The organism is Celeribacter indicus, assembly GCF_000819565.1.
GTDB lineage: Bacteria > Pseudomonadota > Alphaproteobacteria > Rhodobacterales > Rhodobacteraceae > Celeribacter > Celeribacter indicus.
On the sequence record NZ_CP004393.1, the window covers coordinates 126889 to 145810 of the forward strand.

17 protein-coding genes and 1 tRNA gene are annotated in these 18922 nt (G+C 63.9%); 6 read left to right on the forward strand and 12 right to left on the reverse strand.

Features of this window, described 5'->3' with window-relative positions; translation table 11 throughout:
- Window positions 1–8 precede the first annotated feature (8 nt).
- Window positions 9–1259, reverse strand: coding sequence for a sarcosine oxidase subunit beta family protein (locus P73_RS00665; RefSeq protein WP_043868023.1), 1251 nt, complete (start codon window positions 1257–1259; stop codon window positions 9–11).
- 155 nt (window positions 1260–1414) lie between these two features.
- Here P73_RS00665 and P73_RS00670 point away from each other — a divergent pair, with 155 nt between their 5' ends.
- Window positions 1415–2311 carry a GlxA family transcriptional regulator gene (locus tag P73_RS00670; protein WP_082033079.1) on the forward strand — a complete coding sequence of 299 codons (897 nt, stop codon included), beginning with the start codon at window positions 1415–1417 and terminating at the stop codon, window positions 2309–2311.
- Window positions 2312–2362: 51 nt separating this feature from the next.
- Here P73_RS00670 and glnT read toward each other — a convergent pair whose 3' ends face one another.
- From glnT to P73_RS00700, 6 genes are all read right to left on the reverse strand, one after another.
- Window positions 2363–3667: a type III glutamate--ammonia ligase gene (gene glnT / locus P73_RS00675; protein ID WP_043868024.1), complete on the reverse strand. Its 1305-nt coding sequence runs from the start codon at window positions 3665–3667 to the stop codon at window positions 2363–2365.
- A gap of 75 nt (window positions 3668–3742) precedes the next feature.
- Window positions 3743–5068 carry an FMN-binding glutamate synthase family protein gene (locus tag P73_RS00680; RefSeq protein WP_043868025.1) on the reverse strand — a complete coding sequence of 442 codons (1326 nt, stop codon included), beginning with the start codon at window positions 5066–5068 and terminating at the stop codon, window positions 3743–3745.
- Window positions 5069–5078: 10 nt separating this feature from the next.
- Window positions 5079–5765, reverse strand: a complete 687-nt coding sequence (locus P73_RS00685) for a GltB/FmdC/FwdC-like GXGXG domain-containing protein (RefSeq protein WP_139267180.1) — start codon at window positions 5763–5765, stop codon at window positions 5079–5081.
- A 3-nt stretch (window positions 5766–5768) separates the two neighbouring features.
- Window positions 5769–6659, reverse strand: coding sequence for a class II glutamine amidotransferase (locus P73_RS00690; RefSeq protein ID WP_043868026.1), 891 nt, complete (start codon window positions 6657–6659; stop codon window positions 5769–5771).
- A 189-nt stretch (window positions 6660–6848) separates the two neighbouring features.
- On the reverse strand, window positions 6849–7484 hold the full coding sequence (locus tag P73_RS00695; protein WP_043868027.1) for a helix-turn-helix domain-containing protein: 636 nt from the start codon (window positions 7482–7484) through the stop codon (window positions 6849–6851).
- Window positions 7414–8805: an ABC transporter substrate-binding protein gene (locus P73_RS00700; RefSeq protein ID WP_082033080.1), complete on the reverse strand. Its 1392-nt coding sequence runs from the start codon at window positions 8803–8805 to the stop codon at window positions 7414–7416. Before P73_RS00700 ends, P73_RS00695 begins: the two co-directional genes overlap by 71 nt.
- A 176-nt stretch (window positions 8806–8981) precedes the next feature.
- On the opposite strand from P73_RS00700, the gene P73_RS00705 reads away from it, so the two are divergent.
- Window positions 8982–10325 (forward strand): NAD(P)-binding domain-containing protein, encoded by a 1344-nt coding sequence (locus P73_RS00705; protein ID WP_043868028.1) that lies wholly within the window; start codon window positions 8982–8984, stop codon window positions 10323–10325.
- A 64-nt stretch (window positions 10326–10389) separates the two neighbouring features.
- Window positions 10390–12762 (forward strand): trimethylamine N-oxide demethylase, encoded by a 2373-nt coding sequence (locus P73_RS00710; RefSeq protein ID WP_043868029.1) that lies wholly within the window; start codon window positions 10390–10392, stop codon window positions 12760–12762.
- A 56-nt stretch (window positions 12763–12818) separates the two neighbouring features.
- Here P73_RS00710 and P73_RS00715 read toward each other — a convergent pair.
- The 4 genes from P73_RS00715 to P73_RS00730 all read right to left on the reverse strand — a co-directional run bounded on the left by P73_RS00715 (window position 12819) and on the right by P73_RS00730 (window position 16460).
- Window positions 12819–12894 (reverse strand) — tRNA-Thr (locus tag P73_RS00715).
- A 72-nt stretch (window positions 12895–12966) separates the two neighbouring features.
- On the reverse strand, window positions 12967–14457 hold the full coding sequence (locus tag P73_RS00720; protein ID WP_043868030.1) for a heme biosynthesis protein HemY: 1491 nt from the start codon (window positions 14455–14457) through the stop codon (window positions 12967–12969).
- A gap of 12 nt (window positions 14458–14469) precedes the next feature.
- Window positions 14470–15564 (reverse strand): COG4223 family protein, encoded by a 1095-nt coding sequence (locus P73_RS00725; protein WP_043868031.1) that lies wholly within the window; start codon window positions 15562–15564, stop codon window positions 14470–14472.
- Between the two features lie 194 nt (window positions 15565–15758).
- A complete protein-coding gene (locus tag P73_RS00730) occupies window positions 15759–16460 on the reverse strand; it encodes a uroporphyrinogen-III synthase (RefSeq protein WP_052452965.1) in 702 nt (233 codons plus the stop codon).
- A 97-nt stretch (window positions 16461–16557) separates the two neighbouring features.
- Between P73_RS00730 and P73_RS00735 the strand changes: the two genes are divergently transcribed.
- Genes P73_RS00735 through P73_RS00745 form a run of 3 tightly spaced genes read left to right on the forward strand, consistent with a single transcriptional unit; the run spans window position 16558 to window position 18224 of the window.
- Complete coding sequence (locus P73_RS00735; RefSeq protein ID WP_043868032.1) at window positions 16558–17526, forward strand: NAD(P)H-dependent glycerol-3-phosphate dehydrogenase; 969 nt, start codon at window positions 16558–16560, stop codon at window positions 17524–17526.
- Between the two features lie 3 nt (window positions 17527–17529).
- Entirely contained in the window at window positions 17530–17799 is a 270-nt protein-coding gene (locus P73_RS00740; RefSeq protein WP_043868033.1) for a YciI family protein, read from the forward strand.
- A gap of 2 nt (window positions 17800–17801) precedes the next feature.
- A complete protein-coding gene (locus P73_RS00745) occupies window positions 17802–18224 on the forward strand; it encodes an EVE domain-containing protein (RefSeq protein ID WP_043868034.1) in 423 nt (140 codons plus the stop codon).
- Window positions 18225–18490: 266 nt separating this feature from the next.
- On the opposite strand, the gene P73_RS00750 is transcribed toward P73_RS00745, so the two are convergent.
- Window positions 18491–18832, reverse strand: a complete 342-nt coding sequence (locus tag P73_RS00750) for a DUF2853 family protein (RefSeq protein ID WP_043868035.1) — start codon at window positions 18830–18832, stop codon at window positions 18491–18493.
- Window positions 18833–18922: the final 90 nt, after the last annotated feature.

The window sequence follows — 18922 nt, forward strand, 5'->3', positions numbered from 1 at the left end:
GTCGCTCCTCAATGCAGGTTTGGCTGGGCACCGGCGCCCTTTTCGTCAATGACATGGCCGCGGCTGAACCGGTCAAGGCGATAGGCCGTCGCGGTCTCATGCGGGCGGCCGGTCGCAAGCAGATGCGCAAAGGCAAAGCCGGAGGCCGGGGTCGCCTTGAACCCGCCATAGCACCAGCCGCCGTTGAAGAAGAGGCCGTCGACGTGGGTCTTGTCGATGATCGGGGAGCCGTCCATCGACATGTCCATGACCCCGCCCCAGGCCCGCAACAGCCGCGCCCGGCCGATCATCGGCATGAGCGCCATGCCACCTTCGAGCACGTCCTCGACCACCGGAAGGTTGCCGCGCTGTGCGTAGGAATTGTAGCCGTCGATATCGCCACCGAACACAAGCCCGCCCTTGTCGGACTGGCTGACGTAGAAATGACCCGCGCCGAAGGTGATCACGCCGGGAACGGTCGGTTTCAGACCCTCGGAGACAAAAGCCTGGAGCACATGGCTCTCGATCGGGAGGCGCATGCCCGCCATCGCCATGACCCGGCCCGACGATCCTGCGACAGCCACGCCGACCTTCCTTGCGCCGATATAGCCACGGCTGGTCTCGACGCCACACAGCTTGCCGCTCTCGATCCGAAAGCCCGTCACCTCGCAGTTCTGGATAATGTCGACGCCGCGCATATCCGCCCCGCGCGCATAGCCCCAGGCGACGCCGTCATGCCGCGCCGTCCCCGCCCGCGGTTGCAGAAGCCCGCCCTTGATCGGAAAACGCGCATTGTCGAAATTGAGGAAGGGCACCATGTCGCGTAGCTGGTCGCGCGACAGAAGCGTCCCGCCCGCCCCGGCGAGGTGCATCGCGTTTCCGCGACGGCGATAGGCATCCCGCTGGGCGTCGGAGTGGATCAGGTTGATGATCCCGCGTTGGGAGACCATCGAATTGAAATTGGTGTCCTGTTCGAGATTTTCCCAAAGCTTCATGGAAAACTCATAGAAGGGCTCGTTTCCGGGAAGCAGGTAGTTCGAGCGGATGATCGTCGTGTTCCGTCCGATATTGCCCGACCCGAGCCACCCCTTTTCCAGAACTGCGACGTTAAGCCGTCCGAAGGTCTTCGCGAGGTAGAAGGCGGTGGCAAGCCCGTGACCCCCGCCGCCGACAATGACGATGTCATAGGCGGGCTTCGGGTCGGGAGTGCGCCAGAGCGGCGTCCATCCCTTATGGCCGGTCAAGGCCTCCTTCACCACTCTGAACCCGGAGAATCTCATCTTGGTCGCTCCAATCCGTCCTCCCCTTTACTAGCCGATCCCGCCTGATATTTATTTCTGTTTTACGTCGTATATTTTCGCTATAACGACACGACCTGCGCCGGAACGACATGATGAAACGATTTGGATTTCTGTTACTTGACGGACATGCCCTGATGTCGACTGCCGCGGCGCTCGAACCGCTGCGTGCGGCCAACCTCTTTTCCCGCGAACCGCTCTACGACGTGCGCATTCTCTCCGTCGAGGAGCCGGTCGCGCGCGCCTCGGTGGGGGCGCGTTTCGATACCGTTCCGATCGCGGAGGCGGGCTTCGCCTTCGACCTCGTTTTCGTCGTCGCGGGCGGCGATCCGCTGGAGAGGCGCACCAGGTCCGTGGCGCACTGGCTCAGGCGTCTCGACAGAGAAGGCGTGCCGCTCGGCGGGATCTCCGGCGGTGCAACGATCCTTGCGGAGGCGGGCCTCCTGCAAAACCGCCGCTTTACGGTGCATTGGCACCATTATGCCGATGTCGAACGCCTGTTTCCCGACCTTCTGCTCGAACGGCGCCTCTTCGTGATCGACCGCGACCGCTATACCTGTGCGGGAGGATCGGCGCCGCTCGACATGATGCACGCGATCATCTCGCGCGAGCATGGCACGAGTTTCGCGCAGCGGATCAGCGACTGGTTCATCCAGACCGAAGTCCGCCGGGCCGACGCGCCGCAGCAGGCGAGCATCGCGGCCCGCTACGGCACCCTGCCCGCGCCGGTGCTTGCCGCGATAGAACTGATGGAATCGCATATCGCCGACCCGCTCGACGCCGAACAGATCGCGAGCCTGTCGGGCCTGTCCACGCGCCAGCTCCAGCGGCAGTTCTCGGAGTCCCTGGGCACCTCGCTGATGGAAACCTACCGTGAGATCCGGTTGGAAACCGCGAGGGATCTCGTAAGGCAATCGCGGCTGAAGCTCTCCGAGATCGCGCTCATGACCGGCTTCGGCACCCAGGCGCATTTTGCCGACAGTTTCCGCCGCCATTTCGGCAAACCGCCCTCCACGCTGCGCCGGCACCCGTAAAGAAAACGGCCCCCGAAGGAGCCGTCAGGACTCGGGAAAAGGGGCGATCTGTCAGATGTCCAGCGTATGCTCGCGCTCCCAACGCGAAAAATGCGAGACGAAGGAATTCCATTCCTGCATCTTCATCTTCGCGTAAGAGGCCGAGAAATCTTTTCCCATCATGGTTTTGAGATCCTCGTCCGCATCATAGGCCCGGATGGCGTCGAGCAGGTTGAGCGGCAGGCGCGGTGCGTCCTTCACCAGATGGCCCTCGGCATACATGTCGATGTCATAGCGCTTGCCCGGATCGGCCTGCGACCGGATCCCCGACAGCCCCGCGGCGATGATCACCGCCTGAAGCAGGTAGGGATTCACCGCGCCGTCCGGCAGGCGCAGCTCGAACCGGCCGGGTCCCGGCACGCGAACCATATGGGTGCGGTTGTTGCCGGTCCAGGTCACAGTGTTGGGTGCCCAGGTCGCCCCGGAGGTCGTGCGCGGCGCGTTGATCCGCTTGTAGGAATTCACCGTCGGATTGGTAATCGCGGCAAGCGCCTCCGCATGCTTCATGATACCGCCGAGAAAATGGCGCCCCTGTTCGGAGAGACCGAGTTCGCGGGATGTGTCCGCGAAGGCGTTCACCTTGCCGTCCAGATCCCAGACCGAGATATGGGCGTGACAGCCGTTGCCGGTCAGCCCCTCGATCGGCTTCGGCATGAACGTGGCGCGCAGCCCGTGTTTTTCCGCGACCGATTTCACCATGAACTTGAAGAAGCTGTGGCGATCCGCGGTCACCAGCACATCGTCATAATCCCAGTTCATTTCGAACTGGCCGTTCGCATCCTCGTGGTCGTTCTGATACGGCTTCCAGCCGAGCGCGAGCATATAGTCGCAGATTTCCGCGATCACGTCATAGCGGCGCATCACCGCCTGCTGGTCGTAACAGGGTTTCGCGGCGGTATCGAACGGGTCGGAGATCTGATCCCCCTCGGGTGTCAGGAGGAAGAATTCGGCCTCGATCCCCGTCTTGACACGAAGACCTTCTCCTTCCGCTTCGGCGACGAGTTTGCGCAGTACGTTGCGCGGGGCCTGATCGACCGGCGCGCCTTCCATCACGCAATTGGCGGGCACCCATGCCACTTCGGGCTTCCACGGAAGCTGGATCGCCGCGACGCCGTCCGGCACGGCCAGCATGTCCGGATGGGCGGGGGTGAGATCGAGCCAGGTGGCGAAACCGGCAAAGCCCGCGCCGCCCTCTTCCATATCGGCCACGGCTTCGGCGGGTACGAGTTTCGCACGCTGGCCGCCGAAAAGATCGGTGTAGGAGATCATGAAATACTTGACGCCGTTTTCCTTGGCGAAGGCGGTCAATGCCGACATTTTTTCGTTTCCTTCGGTCCCTGTTGGATGCGGACGGAAGGCGGCTTGCGACGCCTTCCGCTCAGATCGTTTCGCTCAGAAGCCCGGCTTGCCCGGATACCAGTTGGTGCCTGCGAGCGGCACCTGCGCCATCGCCGCGGCCTCCATCGTCAGCGCGCAGAGGTCCTCGGGTTCGAGGTTGTGCACGTGGTTATGGCCACAGGCCCGCGCGATGGTCTGGCATTCGAGCGTCATCACGTTCAGGTAGTTGCGCAGGCGTCGACCGGCGGCTTCGGGATCGAGGCGCTGCATCAACTCGGGATCCTGCGTGGTGATCCCAGCCGGGTCGCGGCCCTCGTGCCAGTCGTCGTAGGCACCGGCGGTGGTGCCGAGCTTGTTGTATTCCGCCTCCCATTTGGGATCGTTATCCCCCAGGGCGACGAGCGCAGCCGTCCCGATGGACACCGCATCCGCCCCCAGCGCGAGTGCCTTCGCCACATCCGCGCCCGACCGGATGCCGCCGGACACGATGAGCTGAACCTCGCGGTGCATGCCGAGATCCTGAAGCGCCTGAACGGCCGGACGGATACAGGCGAGCGTCGGCTGCCCGACATGTTCGATGAAGACATCCTGCGTCGCGGCCGTGCCGCCCTGCATCCCGTCGAGGACGACCACATCCGCACCCGCCTTCACCGCCAGCGCCGTGTCGTAATAGGGACGCGCCCCGCCGACCTTGATATAGATCGGCTTCTCCCAGTTGGTGATCTCCCGCAGCTCGAGAATCTTGATCTCGAGATCGTCGGGACCGGTCCAGTCGGGATGACGGCAGGCGGAACGCTGGTCGATGCCAACGGGCAGGTCGCGCATCCCCGCGACACGTTCGGTGATCTTCTGGCCGAGCAGCATTCCCCCGCCGCCCGGTTTTGCGCCCTGCCCCACCACGACCTCGATGGCATCCGCGCGGCGCAGATCGTCGGGGTTCATCCCGTAGCGCGACGGCAGGTACTGATAGACGAGTTTCTCGGAATGGCCGCGCTCCTCCTCGGTCATACCGCCGTCGCCGGTGGTGGTCGAGGTGCCCGCCATCGTCGCGCCGCGTCCGAGCGCCTCCTTCGCCGGACCGGACAGCGAGCCGAAGGACATGCCCGCGATGGTGATCGGGATTTTCAACTCGATCGGCTTGCTGGCGAAACGCGTGCCGAGCGTGACGGACGTATCGCATTTCTCGCGATAGCCTTCGAGCGGGTAGCGGCTCATCGAAGCACCGAGGAACAGGAGATCGTCGAAATGCGGCACGCGACGTTTCGCGCCGCCGCCGCGAATGTCGTAGATCCCGGTCGCGGCGGCGCGACGGATTTCCGAGTTGATCGACGTGGAGAACGTCCAGTTCTGGCGCGGTTCGGTCTGCGGTGTCTTGTCCATGTCGCGCTCCTCAGTATTCGCCGGCGTGGTCGATGTTGAAATTGTAGAGCTTACGGGCGGAGCCATAGCGCCTGAACTCCTCGGGCCGAGCATCGGCCCCAGCCTGTTCGAGCAGCTTTTTCAGCAGGTCGATGTGCTCGGTCCGCATCTCCTTCTCGATGCAATCGGCGCCGAGGGATTTGACGCTGCCGCGCACGAAGAGCCGCGCCTCATAGAGCGAGTCGCCCAGCGCATCGCCTGCATCGCCGAGCACGACAAGGTTGCCCTTCTGCGCCATGAAGGCGGACATGTGGCCGATATTGCCGTGGACGACGATGTCGATGCCCTTCATGGAAATGCCGCAACGGCTCGACGCATTGCCCTTGATGTTCAGAAGTCCGCCGTGGCCGGTCGCTCCCGCGTATTGCGAGGCGTCGCCCTCGATGGTCACGGTCCCGGACATCATGTTCTCCGCGACGCCCGGTCCGGCGGAGCCTTCCACCGTGATGGTGGCCTCCTTGTTCATCCCGGCGCAGTAATAGCCGGTGGAACCCTTGATGGTCACATCGAGCGCACCGTCGAGACCGCACGCCATTGCGTGACTGCCGCGCGGATTGACGATGACATATTTCGCGTTGGCCTGCGCCTTTGCGGCACCCTGGAGTGTGGTGTTGACCTCGCGTAGTTCGGTCGTTGCCATATCGAGCGTGGTGGTCATGGCTCAGCGCTCCCAGAAATAGACGGTGGCGGGTTCGGGTTCCCAGACCTTCGCGGTCTCGATGCCCGGCAGATCCGCGAAGGCGCGGTATTCGGAGGCGAAGGCGACGTAATCGTCCGTCTCCGCCATCACGGCGGGCTTGCAGGCGATCGGATCGCGGACGACGCCAAAGCCATTCCTGGTGCCGGTGACGAAGGTGAAGAAGCCGTCGAGATCCTTCAACGTGCCCTCGAGTGCTTCCCCGAGCGATGCACCCTCCGCGATGCGCGAGGAGATATAGGCGGCACCCACCTCGGTGTCGTTTTCCGAACGGGTGAGGACGCCCTTCTTCGCGAGCTTGCGGCGCATCTGGTTGTGGTTCGACAGCGAGCCGTTGTGCACGAGGCACTGGTCATCCGCCGTCGAGAAGGGATGCGCGCCCATCGTCGTCACGGCGGATTCGGTCGCCATGCGTGTGTGGCCGATCCCGTGCGAACCACCCATCTGCCGCAGGCCAAACCGGGCGGCGACATCCCGCGGAAGACCGACTTCCTTGTAGATTTCCATCGACACTCCAGCGCCCATGATCCGCAGGCCCCGTTCCTCAAGCAGCGCGATGGCCTCCGCCTCCTTCTCCTCAGGCAGGGTGAGAACGGCATGGGTGTCGATCACCTTGATCGTCACCGGCGCGTCGATCGCGGCGCAAACCGTGGCATCGAGATCGTCGAAGTCGGCAGCCGGCGTATCCGACTGGACGGTGATCTTGACGTTGCCGTCCGTCTCCTCGCAGTAGATCGCGATCCCGGCGCTGTCCGGGCCACGATCGGTCATGGTCACGAGCATATCGGTCAGCATGTCGCCGAGCTTCGGGCGCAGTTCGTCCTTTTTCAGGAACAGGCCTACAATGCCACACATAGATCCCTCCATCAGGTTCCCGGCGTCTCCACCGTCGGGACCTGACTAGAAGGTAATGTTATTTCTCATCAAGAAAGTTTTTCTCGTGAGGATGAAGTTTTTTTACTTGCGAATATCTTGCCTTCAAATCGTGCGAAATCGCCACCCCGCCCGCGGTTCCGCCCAAAATTCGGGCGGATCGCGAACCGATCACTTCTGCTGGGGATAGGTGATGATCGAAAGATACCGCGCCGGAAGCTGGGCGATCTCCTCCGGCCCGTGCGGGGCATCCGCGTCGAAAAGGAGAGAATCACCCGGCTTGAGGAGGTAGCGCTTGTCTCCGTGGCGGTAGTCGACCACACCCTCGAGCATGTAGAGCAGTTCCATCCCCTCGTGCTGGAAGGTGGGAAACCGGTCGCTCTCGCTGTCCAGCGTGATGAGATAGGGCTCCACCACCACCCCGGAGTTGTTCGATCCGATATGGCCGAGAAGGTTGTATTGGTGCCCAGCGCGCGTTCCGGCGCGTTCGATCTCCACGCCCTCGCCGGCCTTGACATGCATGCAGCCCCGCTCCTCCTCATAGCCGGAGAACAGCTGCACGAGCGGGACGCGCAGGGCATGGGCGAGGGTCTGGATCGTGTTGAGCGACGGCGAGATCACGCCGTTCTCGATCTTCGAGAGCATGCCGACCGACAGTCCGGCGCGCCCTGCGAGATCCGCCCCCGTCATGCGCTGACGCTTGCGCAGATCCCGGACCTGGCGGCCGATGGCGACCTCAAGGTTCTTTTCCCGCGTGTCGCGGATTGCGTGGGGATCCTGATGGAGGGTGCTCTGGGATTTGCTCATGCTCTGTCCTCTCTTCGTAATGTCCGGATGTCACCGGTCGCGGGGCCGGCCCCGCCGCCTGTCTCGTCCTGAGCCTCTGATCCCACAATTGCCCGAGATCGGACAGATGGCGTCTGAGATCGGCGCCGTGGCGGTCGAGCCAGTCGAGCACCGAGCCGAATTCGAGGATGGTCGCCTTTCCATCCCGGATGCCCACGACCGGCCAATCCCCCACGAGCGCGTTGTCGATGCCAAAGATCTCCTCGCCCCACCAGCTTGCGGGACCGAAGGCATGCGGCATACGCCGGCCACGCTTCATCGCCGCCAGAACGGAGACCGGCGTCAGGCTGTCGGCCAGTTCGACCGCATTGTGCCACAGATCGAGGATCGACGCATATTCCCAGCTCACCGCCCCCCATGCACCGGGAAACCGTGCACGATAGGTGTCGAAAAACGCCTTGGGCCGATGAAAGAAAAAGGCCTTGTCCGCGAGCTTCGGGTCGTCGAAATCGGGAAACTGGAAGATGAAACGCTCCATGAATTCGGGCGAGGTGCGTGCGATCATGCGGTCGTAATTGTCGCCGGTACAAGACAGGATATGTCCCGTAAAACCGGACCTGTAGGCGGCTTCCGTCAGCGCCTTCACCATCGGCGGCGGCGAGGAGCACCAGCACAGGATGTCCGGCTCCCGCTCCAGCATCGCCGCCACCATCGCGGACGCGTCCCGGTCCGTCACCTCGTAACGGATTTCCCGCACGATCTCGCGCCCCCTCGCCTCGAATGCGGCGCGATAGACCGCAAGCGAGGGAAGGCCCATCAGGTCCTCTTGGCTGCAAAGCGCAACTCTCCGCGCGGCAGGTTCGGTACGCGCGAGCCATTCGACGCCCGTAACATTGAACAGCGGATGCACCTCCGCAGGCGCGATGAGATAGGGCCGGTCCGGGGAGAGATCCGACGGCAGAAGCGTTGCGACGAGAGTCTTCCGTGCCATCAGGTAGTCGAGCGCGGGTCCCATGTCGTTGCCGCCGAGGATGAAGACCAGCGGCACCCCGTCCTGTTCGACCATGTCGCGGGCCGCACGCAGGGTCTGCTCCGCTCCCGTGGCGCTGTCATGTATCCTGAGCTCGATCCGCCGGCGGCGGCCGCCGACCATCAGCCCACCATGGGCGTTGATCCAGTCGGCCCAGATCTTGCAGCCCTCATAGCCCGGCAATCCCCAGCCCTGCTCCCGCCCGGACATGGGAATCAGGAAGCCGAGCCGCACCGGCGCCCGTGTCTGCCCGGTGAGCCGGGGCAGGGAGCCGCTGACGAGCAGGCGTTGTGACAGGGTTGGTCCGCTCATTATTTCATCTGTCGCCTAAATTTCGTTATCGGTTCCGGAATTCCACCTCACATCAATATTCCCAAAAAGAAATTTCATTGACCACTAAAAAAGTCGACTGCCATTTGGTTCATACCGATTGAACCAGTTTTTTGATCCGGTTCAGTCCAACGAAAGGAACCAATTGGGAGAACGACATGCCGAAACGTGTTGCAGTCATCGGAGCCGGTCCGTCCGGACTTGCACAGCTCCGCGCCTTTCAATCCGCCGCGCAGAACGGTGCGGAGATACCGGAAATCGTCTGTTTCGAGAAACAGTCCAATTGGGGCGGGTTGTGGAATTACACCTGGCGCACCGGGGTCGATGAAAACGGGGAGCCGGTGCACTGCTCCATGTATCGCTACCTGTGGTCCAACGGGCCGAAAGAGGGGTTGGAATTCGCAGATTACTCCTTCGAGGAGCATTTCGGCAAGCAGATCGCCTCATACCCGCCGCGTGCCGTGCTGTTCGACTATATCGAGGGGCGCGTGCTCAAGGCGGATGTCCGCGACTGGATCCGGTTTTCCACCGTGGTGCGCTGGGTCGAGTATCACGCCGAGACCGGCGATTTCGAAGTGACCGTGCACGACATGGCCGAGGACAGGGTCTACAGGGAGCGTTTCGACAATGTCATCGTCGCCTCCGGTCACTTCTCCTCCCCGAACGTACCCGAATATCCCGGCTTCGACCAGTTCAACGGCCGCATCGTCCATGCTCACGATTTCCGCGACGCGCGGGAATTCGAAGGCAAGGATGTGCTGCTTGTCGGCGCCTCCTACTCCGCGGAGGACATCGGGTCGCAATGCTGGAAATACGGCGCGAAGTCGATTACCACCTGCTATCGCTCCGCGCCGATGGGCTTCCGCTGGCCGGACAACTGGGAGGAAAAGCCCGCGCTTCATAAGGTGGAGGGCAGAACCGTCCATTTCGCCGACGGCACGAGCAAGGATGTCGACGCGATCATCCTGTGCACCGGCTACAGGCACTATTTCCCGTTCCTGCCGGACGACCTGCGCCTCAAGACCAGGAACAGACTCGCTACCGCCGATCTCTACAAGGGTGTGGTCTATGTCCACAATCCCGGACTCTTCTATCTCGGGATGCAGGACCAGTGGTTCACCTTCAACATGTTCGACGCCCAGGCGTGGTACGTGCGCGACATCATCCTCGGCCGGATCCAGGTTCCAGCCGACAAACAGGTCCTCATGGCCGACGTAGCGGAGCGCGAAGCTCGCGAGGAGGCGGATGACGACGTAAAATATGCGATCCGGTATCAGGCCGATTATGTCAAGGAACTGGTCGCAGAGACCGATTATCCAAGCTTCGACATCGACGGCGCCTGCGAAGCCTTCTTCGAATGGAAGAAACACAAGGCCAAGGATATCATGGCGTTCCGCGACAATTGCTACAAGTCGGTGATCACCGGCACGATGGCACCGGTCCATCACACCCCATGGAAGGACGCGCTGGACGACAGTATGGACACCTATCTCCGGACCTGACCCGAAAAGACGGCGGGTCCGGCTCCTCCCTGAACCCGCGATACCCTTTCCCAAGGACAAGCCCATGCAAGCGCACATCCCTGCGAGCCTTCTGCGCCCCGGTCCCCCGCCTGCCTCGCACCCGAGGCGGGCCGCCGCCTATGGTCTCGCGTCGAACGAAGAGCGTCAGACTGTCCCCGGTTCCGGAGCGACGCTCGTCGAACTGAAACCGGGCGACCGGATCGAGATCGAGAATATTGAGGGCGGACAGCGTTGTGAAATCCTCGCTGCACATCCCGACGGACGGCTTGATTGCGGCCTCATCGGCGCCCGCGCCGATAGTCCGGCAGCGGGACTGCGGGCGATGCTGCTGTCGCCTCTGGCGGGGTTGGACAAGCTGAAAAAGGGACTGATCCGGCGGAATATGGATCTGTCCGACGCACATGCTCTCACGCTTTTCGGCACCGAAAGCCCCGCGGGAGACCGCGCGACCTTCACCGCTCAGGCTCCGGGCTGGATTATCGTCGCCGCTCCCGGCGGTGAGATGGATCCCGAGGCGCAGGACACCACAACGCCGCTGCGTGTGACCGTGCGGCGCAAGGAGGCCAGGGCCAGGAACCGCTTTGCCCTGCCCGATCCCCTTGCCGATCCGCTCCAGAACTTCCGTATCGCCTCTGCCACCGCGCAATCCTATTTCGTGCGCGCGGGTGAGTTCATTCAGATCATGGATATCGACGGACGTCAGTGCACCGATTTCCAGTGTTTCGATGCGCGCAAGGTCGACAGGGGCGACTACCTGCCCCTGTCGGTCACCACGAGCCGCACGATTCAGGGCCACGCCTACCCGATGCCCGGCCTGCACGGAAAATATTTCGACCATGACAACACCGCGCTGGTCGAAGTGGTCCAGGACACCTGCGGCCGCCATGACGCCTTCGCCTTGGCCTGTTCGTCGAAATATTACGACGATATCGGCTATCCGGGCCACCCGAACTGTTCCGACAATTTCAACGGCGCGCTCGCCACCTATGGCATCCCTGGCCGCAAGGGATGGATGGCGGCGAACTTCTTCTTCAACACCTCGGTCGATGCGCATGGCGTCCTTCTGGCCGACGAGCCCTGGTCGCGGCCGGGCGACTACGTGCTCCTTCGCGCCCTCACCGATCTCATCTGCGTCTCTTCGGCTTGCCCCGACGACACCTCCCCGGCGAATGGCTGGGATCTCACCGATATTCACGTGCGCACCTATTCCGGCGAGGAAAGATTTTCCCGCGCTGTCGCCTGGCGCGCCCTGCCCGACGAGGACCCCGTCATGACCCGCGAAAGCGCCTTTCACCAGAACTTCGCCGAACTGACGAGCGACTTCGTCGAGTATCGCGGCTTCTGGCTGCCGAACGCCTTCCCTCAGACTGATCCGGTCGAAAGCTACTGGGCCTGCCGCGAGGATGTCGTGGTCATAGACCTGTCGGCGCTTCGGAAATTCGAGGTGACCGGACCAGATGCCGAAGCACTGCTGAACTGGGTGCTGACGCGCGACGTGGAAAAGCTCGGCACGGGCCAGGTTGTCTATTCCGCGATGTGCTACCCACATGGCGGTATGCTCGACGACGGCACGCTGTTCCGGCTCGGACCGACGAATTTCCGCTGGATCGGCGGCTCCGACGAGGGCGGCGTCTGGATGCGTGAACAGGCGCAGGCGCTCGGCCTCAACGTGATGATCCGTGCCTCCACAGACCAGATGCACAATCTTGCCGTCCAAGGCCCGAAATCGCGCGAACTCGTGAGTGAAATCGTCTGGACCGCTCCGCACCGGACACCGGCTGCGGAACTCGACTGGTTCCGCTTCACCATCGGTCGGATCGGCGGGCCCGATGGGGTTCCGGTGGTGCTCTCCCGAACGGGCTATACCGGCGAACTCGGGTACGAGATCTTCTGCCACCCGAAGGACGGAGATGCGGTGTTCCGCGCCGTCTGGGAGGCAGGTCAGGCCCATGGCATCCGCCCGATGGGCCTTGCCGGCCTGGATCTCGTGCGGATCGAAGCGGGACTTGTCTTCGCAGGCTACGATTTCTCCGACCAGACCGATCCGTTCGAGGCCGGCATCGGCTTTACCGTGCCGCTGAAGTCGAAAACCGCCGATTTCGTCGGACGCGAGGCGCTTTTGCGGAGAAAGGAACACCCGGCCCGCAAATTCGTCGGCGTCGAAATCGAGGGACAGGAGCCGGTGGCCCATGGCGATTGCCTGCGCATCGGCCGCGCGCAGATCGGGGAAATCTGTTCCGCCATGCGCTCGCCACGCACGGGACAGCTCATCGCCCTCGCCCGCGTCGACGTCGCCCATGCCGAACCCGGCACGGCGGTCGAGATCGGACAGCTCGACGGGCATCTCAAACGCTACAGCGCAAGACTCACGACCTTCCCGCATTACGATCCGAGAAAGGAACGGCCGCGCAGCTGACTGCGGCGAAATGCAAAAGGCCTCCCGATCGGGAGGCCTTTCTGTCTGGTGGAAAGTGGTGCCGGTGAAGGGACTCGAACCCCCGACCCCATCATTACGAATGACGTGCTCTACCAGCTGAGCTACACCGGCACTTTTCCGGTCGAGGCGCGCACGCCCCGATGTGGTCGGCTCTTTAGCACCCTCTTTCGCGGGTGTGTAGCCCTAATTTTCGACCTTCGGTTTTTCCACCTCCGCCGCCGGCGTCACGTCGACCAGTCCCTGCCGGGGCTCCTCCTCTTCGGGCGCCTCGGGAAGCGGCTCCTCCGTCGCATGGGCGCCGGTCCCGACAATCATCGGGAGCATTTCCGTGCCCGAGGGCATCGCGACTTCCTCCCCGATCGGCTTGCGCCAGCTCAGGGTATCGAATCCGCCGCAATGGTCGCAGATCGGCATCCATTCGGGGTGGATCGTCTGGCAGTTGTCACAGACCCATTGCGGCCCGCGCGGCGCAGTCAGGGCGCGGGTGAGCCAGCCCCGAACCACCACGTCGTCCGCCCCCTCGCCGCGTTCGACGGCTGCAAGGATCGTCAGGCTCCGTGCGGTCGGATTGATTTCCGCGAGATCGCCGAGTGCACGGCGCGCGGCAGGAAAGTCCTCCGCGGCGATATAGAGCTCGGCGAGGAGCATTTTCGTCTCCGGATTCTCGGGATGGATCTTCGTCAGGGTGGAAAACCGCTTCAGCCGCTGCTCCGGTGTCTCCTCGGGCGCGATACGCGCGAAGGCCGCGGCGAGATCGGGATGAGGCTGCGCGTCCCACGCCTTCTTCAGAACCCGTGCGGCCTGCCGCTGCTTGCCCTCGGTCACGTATTCGTCGGCGGCCATCACCGCCGCCGGGATGAGATCCGGCGACTTCCTGTTCGCCTCGATCGCGGCCTCGCGCGCCTCGATCGACGCACCCTCCGCGATCACGCCCTTGGCCTGCTGCAACGCCAGAACGGCGTCGCGGCGCTTGTGCACGTCGCGCGGGATCGTGCCGTTCCTGAGCTTCGCGGCCAGCGTCGAGCGCGCTGCGGTCCAGTCGCCCTTCTCCGCCTGGAGCCGCAGCAGGATGTCCTGCGTCTCGACATGTTTCGGCTTGAGAGCAAAGGCCTTTTCCGCAAGCTTCAGCGCCGTGTCGGTGTCGCCCTCCTCGAGCTTCTGCTTCATGATGCCCTGAACCCCCACAAAGCGCGTGCGTTCGTCGACCGCCAGCGCCTTGTAGGCACGTTCCGCGGTGCGCCTGTCGCCCGTCATGACGGCCGCCTGCGCCTTCAGGATATTGGTGAGTTCAGGACGGTGCAGGTACCGCTCCGCCCGCGAGGCCTTGGACAGCGCCACGCGTCCCTCGCCGGAGGCAAGCGCCATGAGGCCATCGGCAAAGGCGTCATACCCCTTGCGCTCGCGGTTGCGGTCGAAATAGCGCGAGATCGCGGTCTCGTCGCCCAGCAGGAAACGCACCACCGCGACGAGGAGGCCGACGAGCTTCATCACCACGAAAAGCACCGCGATCAGGACGAGCAGGGCGATCACCGCGCGCAGGGGGCTGAGGGTGATCTCATAACCGCCGAATGCGAGCTGGGCACCGCCCTCCGTGTCCATCAGGAGCATGCCGCCATAGGCAAGCAGACCCACGAGAAGGACGAAAAGGACAATCTTGATGAGAGACCAGAGCATGTTTCGCCTTCCTTACTGACCGGACATATCGTTGAGCGCCGTGAGCACATCGACACGCCTCTGCGCCGTGTCGATCCAGGGCTGCATCTCCGCCCTGCCCGCCTCCGGCAGCGCCTCAAGCGTCGCGATCGCCTCCGCAAAATCCGCCTCCCGCACGGATTGCTCGGCGCGCGACAGGATTGCGTCCGGGTCATCCCCCACCTTCGGCCGGGTCGAGCGCAATCCGAGCTGCGTGCGCAGCGCGGTCCGGACCCAGCCTTCCTCCCCCGCCTCATAGGCGGCGCGCGAGGCCGCAGTCAGCGCACGGCGCGCAGCTTCGGGATAGCTATCCTGAAGTTCGGTCACGCCGGGGATTCCCTCCGCGGCCGCTGCGCGCAGCCCCTCCGGCACCTCGGTCCCGAGCGCGTCGAGTTCCTCGACAAAGGGATCGCCCGCCTCCACGCGCGCCCTCAGCTCGGAACGCAGGGTCGCGGCGGCGGCGACTGCCTCCTGGGCCTGCGCCTCCGATTCCGCGGCGTGCAACCGCTCGATCTCGCTGTTCAGGCGCTCCTGCATCTCCGTGAGGCGCCGCTCGTAGGCTTCGGTCGCCTCGGGCGAAAGCACCGCCTCCTCGACGGGACGCGCCTCAAGCGTGGTGAGCCGGTCCTCGAGGGCGGTGATCCGGTCCGACAACGGCTCGACCGCCGCGGCCGGATCCATCTCCGACAGGCGCGCCTCCAGCCGCTCCTGTACCTGCCGATCCGCGGCTGCCCGATCCTCCGTCGCGGCCGTCAGCGCGGCGACCTCGTCCTGAAGCCGATCGACGCGAGCCGAAACTTCTTCGGTATTCGAGCCGGGAAACGGCCACCCCTCGGGTTTCACGAACTGCGCGGCGGCATATCCCAGGGCAAGGCAGATCACGCCCCCCAGAAGCGCGGCGAGAACACCACCGCGTTTCACGATGACCGTTTCGGGAGGCGGTGCGGCGGCGGGATCGGACGCGGGCGGAAGCTCGGCCTGCGGGTCGTCTTCCGTCTCCGGTTCAGCCGTCTCGCTCATCTCTGCGTCCGGCAGGGCCTCGTCCTGCGCCTGCCCGCTCTCCTCGGAGGCATCCTCAGCCGTCTGCATCCCGTCCTGTTCCAGATCCAATGTCGCGGGTCCGACCTCCGCCTCTGGCTCCCGGCCGTCTCCGGCGTCAGTCGCTGTCGTTTCCTGCGGAGTTTTCTTCCCACTTGTCACAAGGCATACCTTTCGAATCCGGAACCGGGATTGGCTGTCTGGACTAGAACCTAGAGCCTCCTCCCCGCGCTCTCAAGCCGCGATCATCCCCTCAGGGTCGCGAGGGCAGCTTTCATCGCCTCCGCATTCGGCGCCGCGGCGACAAGGGCGCGCCGGGGCGCAGGACCGCTCCAGGCCTCGAGGCAGGACGAGGAAATCGCCACCAGCGTGAGTGTTTCCCCGATCCCCAGGTCCCGGAGCCGCCGCCCCAGCAGGCGCGCGCTGCGCGGCGAATAGAGCGGCACGATCACCTCGCCCATCCGCGCCGCATGCGCGATCTCCGCCCGCTCCTGCGGCGACCACGGACGTTCCTCCTGAGCGTAGACGACGCAATCATCGGCACGCACCCCCGCGGCCCGCAACCTCTGCGTCAGTGCGCCGCGGCTGTGGGCGCCGTGCAGATGCAACACACGCGCGCCCTTTCGCGGGGCCAGCGCGGCCAGAAGATCCTCCACGGTGCCATCGACCGACCATGTCGCGAGGCCAAGCGCCTCGCCGGCGGCCGCAGTCGCCGCACCGACGCACCAGGCGGTCAGGTCGGGAAAGTGTTCGGCAGCCGCCTGCGCCGCATGGCGGGAGGTGAGGATCGTCAGTTCGTAATCCTCTCCCGGCGGTTCGAAGGCGACAGGCACGATCTCCAGCACCGGCGCCACGACCGGGACGAGCTCCGGGTCGATCTGTCGAATTTCGGTGGCGAGGCGGCGGGCATCGTCTGCGGGACGTGTGATGAGAAGGGTCCGGGTCACCTGGGTCTCGGGATTGTCTGGCGCTGTCCACGGTGATACCTCCCAAGAAGGATCCGAACAATGTTTCCGAACCCGCAACGAAAAGGAATGGCAGAAGATGGGTGAGATTTCCGTCCTCGGCGCCGGCGCCTTCGGCACCGCGCTCGCCATATCCCTCGCGCGCTCGGGACAGGCGGTGCGGCTCTGGGCGCGCGACCCCGGCGCGGCGCGGGAGATGCAGGCAGCGCGGGTGAATTCCCGCCGCCTGCCCGGCCGTCGCTTTCCCGCCTCGCTGGAGGCGACCGACGATCTCGCCCTTGCCTGTACGGCGCCCGTCCTTCTGCTCGCCGTGCCGATGCAGCAGCTTGCGGAGTTCGTCGCGTCCCGTCGGCCGGAGTTGCGCGACAGGATCCTCGTGGCCTGCTGCAAGGGCGTCGACCTCGCGTCGAACCGCGGGCCGCTCGCGGTCATCGAGGACACGCTGCCAGCGACACCCGTCGCCATTCTCTCCGGTCCGTCCTTTGCCGTGGACATCGCCGAGGGGCTGCCGACCGCGCTCACCATCGCCGCGCGCGACGCCGATCTGGTGGGCGACCTCCAGGAACGGCTGTCCACCGACAACATCCGGCTCTATTCGAGCCTTGATCCGGTGGGGGTGGAATTCGGCGGCGCGATGAAGAACGTGATCGCCATCGCCTGCGGCTTTGCCATGGGCGAGGGGCTGGGGGAAAGCGCGCGGGCGGCGCTCATGACCCGCGGCTTTGCGGAGATGCAGCGTCTGGCGGGGCATTTCGGCGCCGATCCCCTGACGCTCGCCGGGCTTGCGGGCTTCGGCGATCTGGTGCTGACCTGCACCTCGGAGAAATCGCGCAACTATTCGCACGGGTTGAGGCTCGGCCGCGGCGAAACCGTCGATCCGGGTGTCACCGTCGAGGGGGTCGCCACCGCCCGCGCCGTCGCGCAACTCTCGCGCCAGGCCGGGATCGACATGCCGATCACCCGGACCGTCACCGATATTCTGGACGCGAAACTGTCCATACCCGAGGCTGTCGAACAGCTTCTCACCCGTCCACTCAAGAGGGAATAACCGATGAAATTCGCCATCATCTGCACCGACAAGCCGGGCGCGATTCAGATCCGCCTCGACACGCGGCCCGATCATGCCGCCTATCTCAAATCCTCCGGCGTGGTCGAGCAGGCCGGTCCGTTTCTCGATTCCGACGGGACCATGTCCGGATCCCTCGTCATCATCGAAGTCGCGGATCGCGCCGCGGCGGAGGACTGGGCCGCGAACGATCCCTATGCGAAGGCCGGGTTGTTCGCGGATGTGCGGATCGAAGTGTGGAACAAGGTGATCTGAGAATGAATTACTGGCTCTTCAAATCCGAAGCCGAGGTCTGGTCCTGGGACCAGCAAGTCGCGAAAGGCGAGGCGGGCGAAGAATGGGACGGCGTGCGCAACTATCAGGCGCGCAACAACATGCGGGCGATGAAACTCGGCGACCGGGGGTTCTTCTATCACTCCCGCGCGGAAAAGGAGATCGTCGGCATCGTCGAAGTCTGTGCCGAGGCACATCCCGACAGCAAAGCGGACGATCCGCGCTGGGAGTGCGTGGATATCAAGGCCGTCCGGCCATTCCAAACGCCCGTGACCCTCACCATGTGCAAGGAAGAGCCGCGGTTGAAGGAGATGGTCCTCGTCAACAACTCGCGCCTGTCGGTTCAACCGGTCACGCCGGAGGAATGGGCGGTGATCTGCGAACTCGGCGGAACGGATCCGTCCTGATCGCACGCATCTGATATCATGAGAATAAAGGGAGGGCCCCGACCCCTCGGGACCCTCCACCACCCCACGTGCTCCCATAGCACCACACGTGTTCGAATTTCAGGGTCCGGGCCGTCCTGGTCCGTGAGATCAAGGTAGAGAAACCCGCGATTCCGCGCAAACGCCAAATCTCTAGGTTTGTAAGGGAAACTGAAACCTTCTCTTAAGTTTTTGCCGGCAGCGACCGCCCCGACCGGGCAGGGCGGACGACTGGCCGGGCGAAACCGTCAGGCGTAGGCCGCCTCCTTGCCGAAATGCTTGACGAGCATGTAATAGACCACCGCGCGATACTTGTTGCGTTCGGAGCGGCCATAGGTGTCGATCACGGAATTGATCGCATCCATCAGTTCGGCCCCGTCCGCAAGACCGAGTTTCTTGACGAGGAAATTGTTCTTCACGGTTTCGAGCTCACCGTCCTGACTGGACGCGACCGTGGAGGCGTCATCGTTGTAGATCGCCGGGCCGCATCCGATCGTCACCTTGGTCAGAAGATCCAGGTCCGGTTCCATGCCGCATTTCGATCTCAGATCCTCCGCATATTTCGCGATCAGTTCTTCTCTTTTTCCCATCGTTCAATCCCACCATATTGCTGTGACTGTTTGAAATTCGCGCCACTTTCGGCACGCACAGGAACGGTAAGGGCGAAACCCACACGAAAA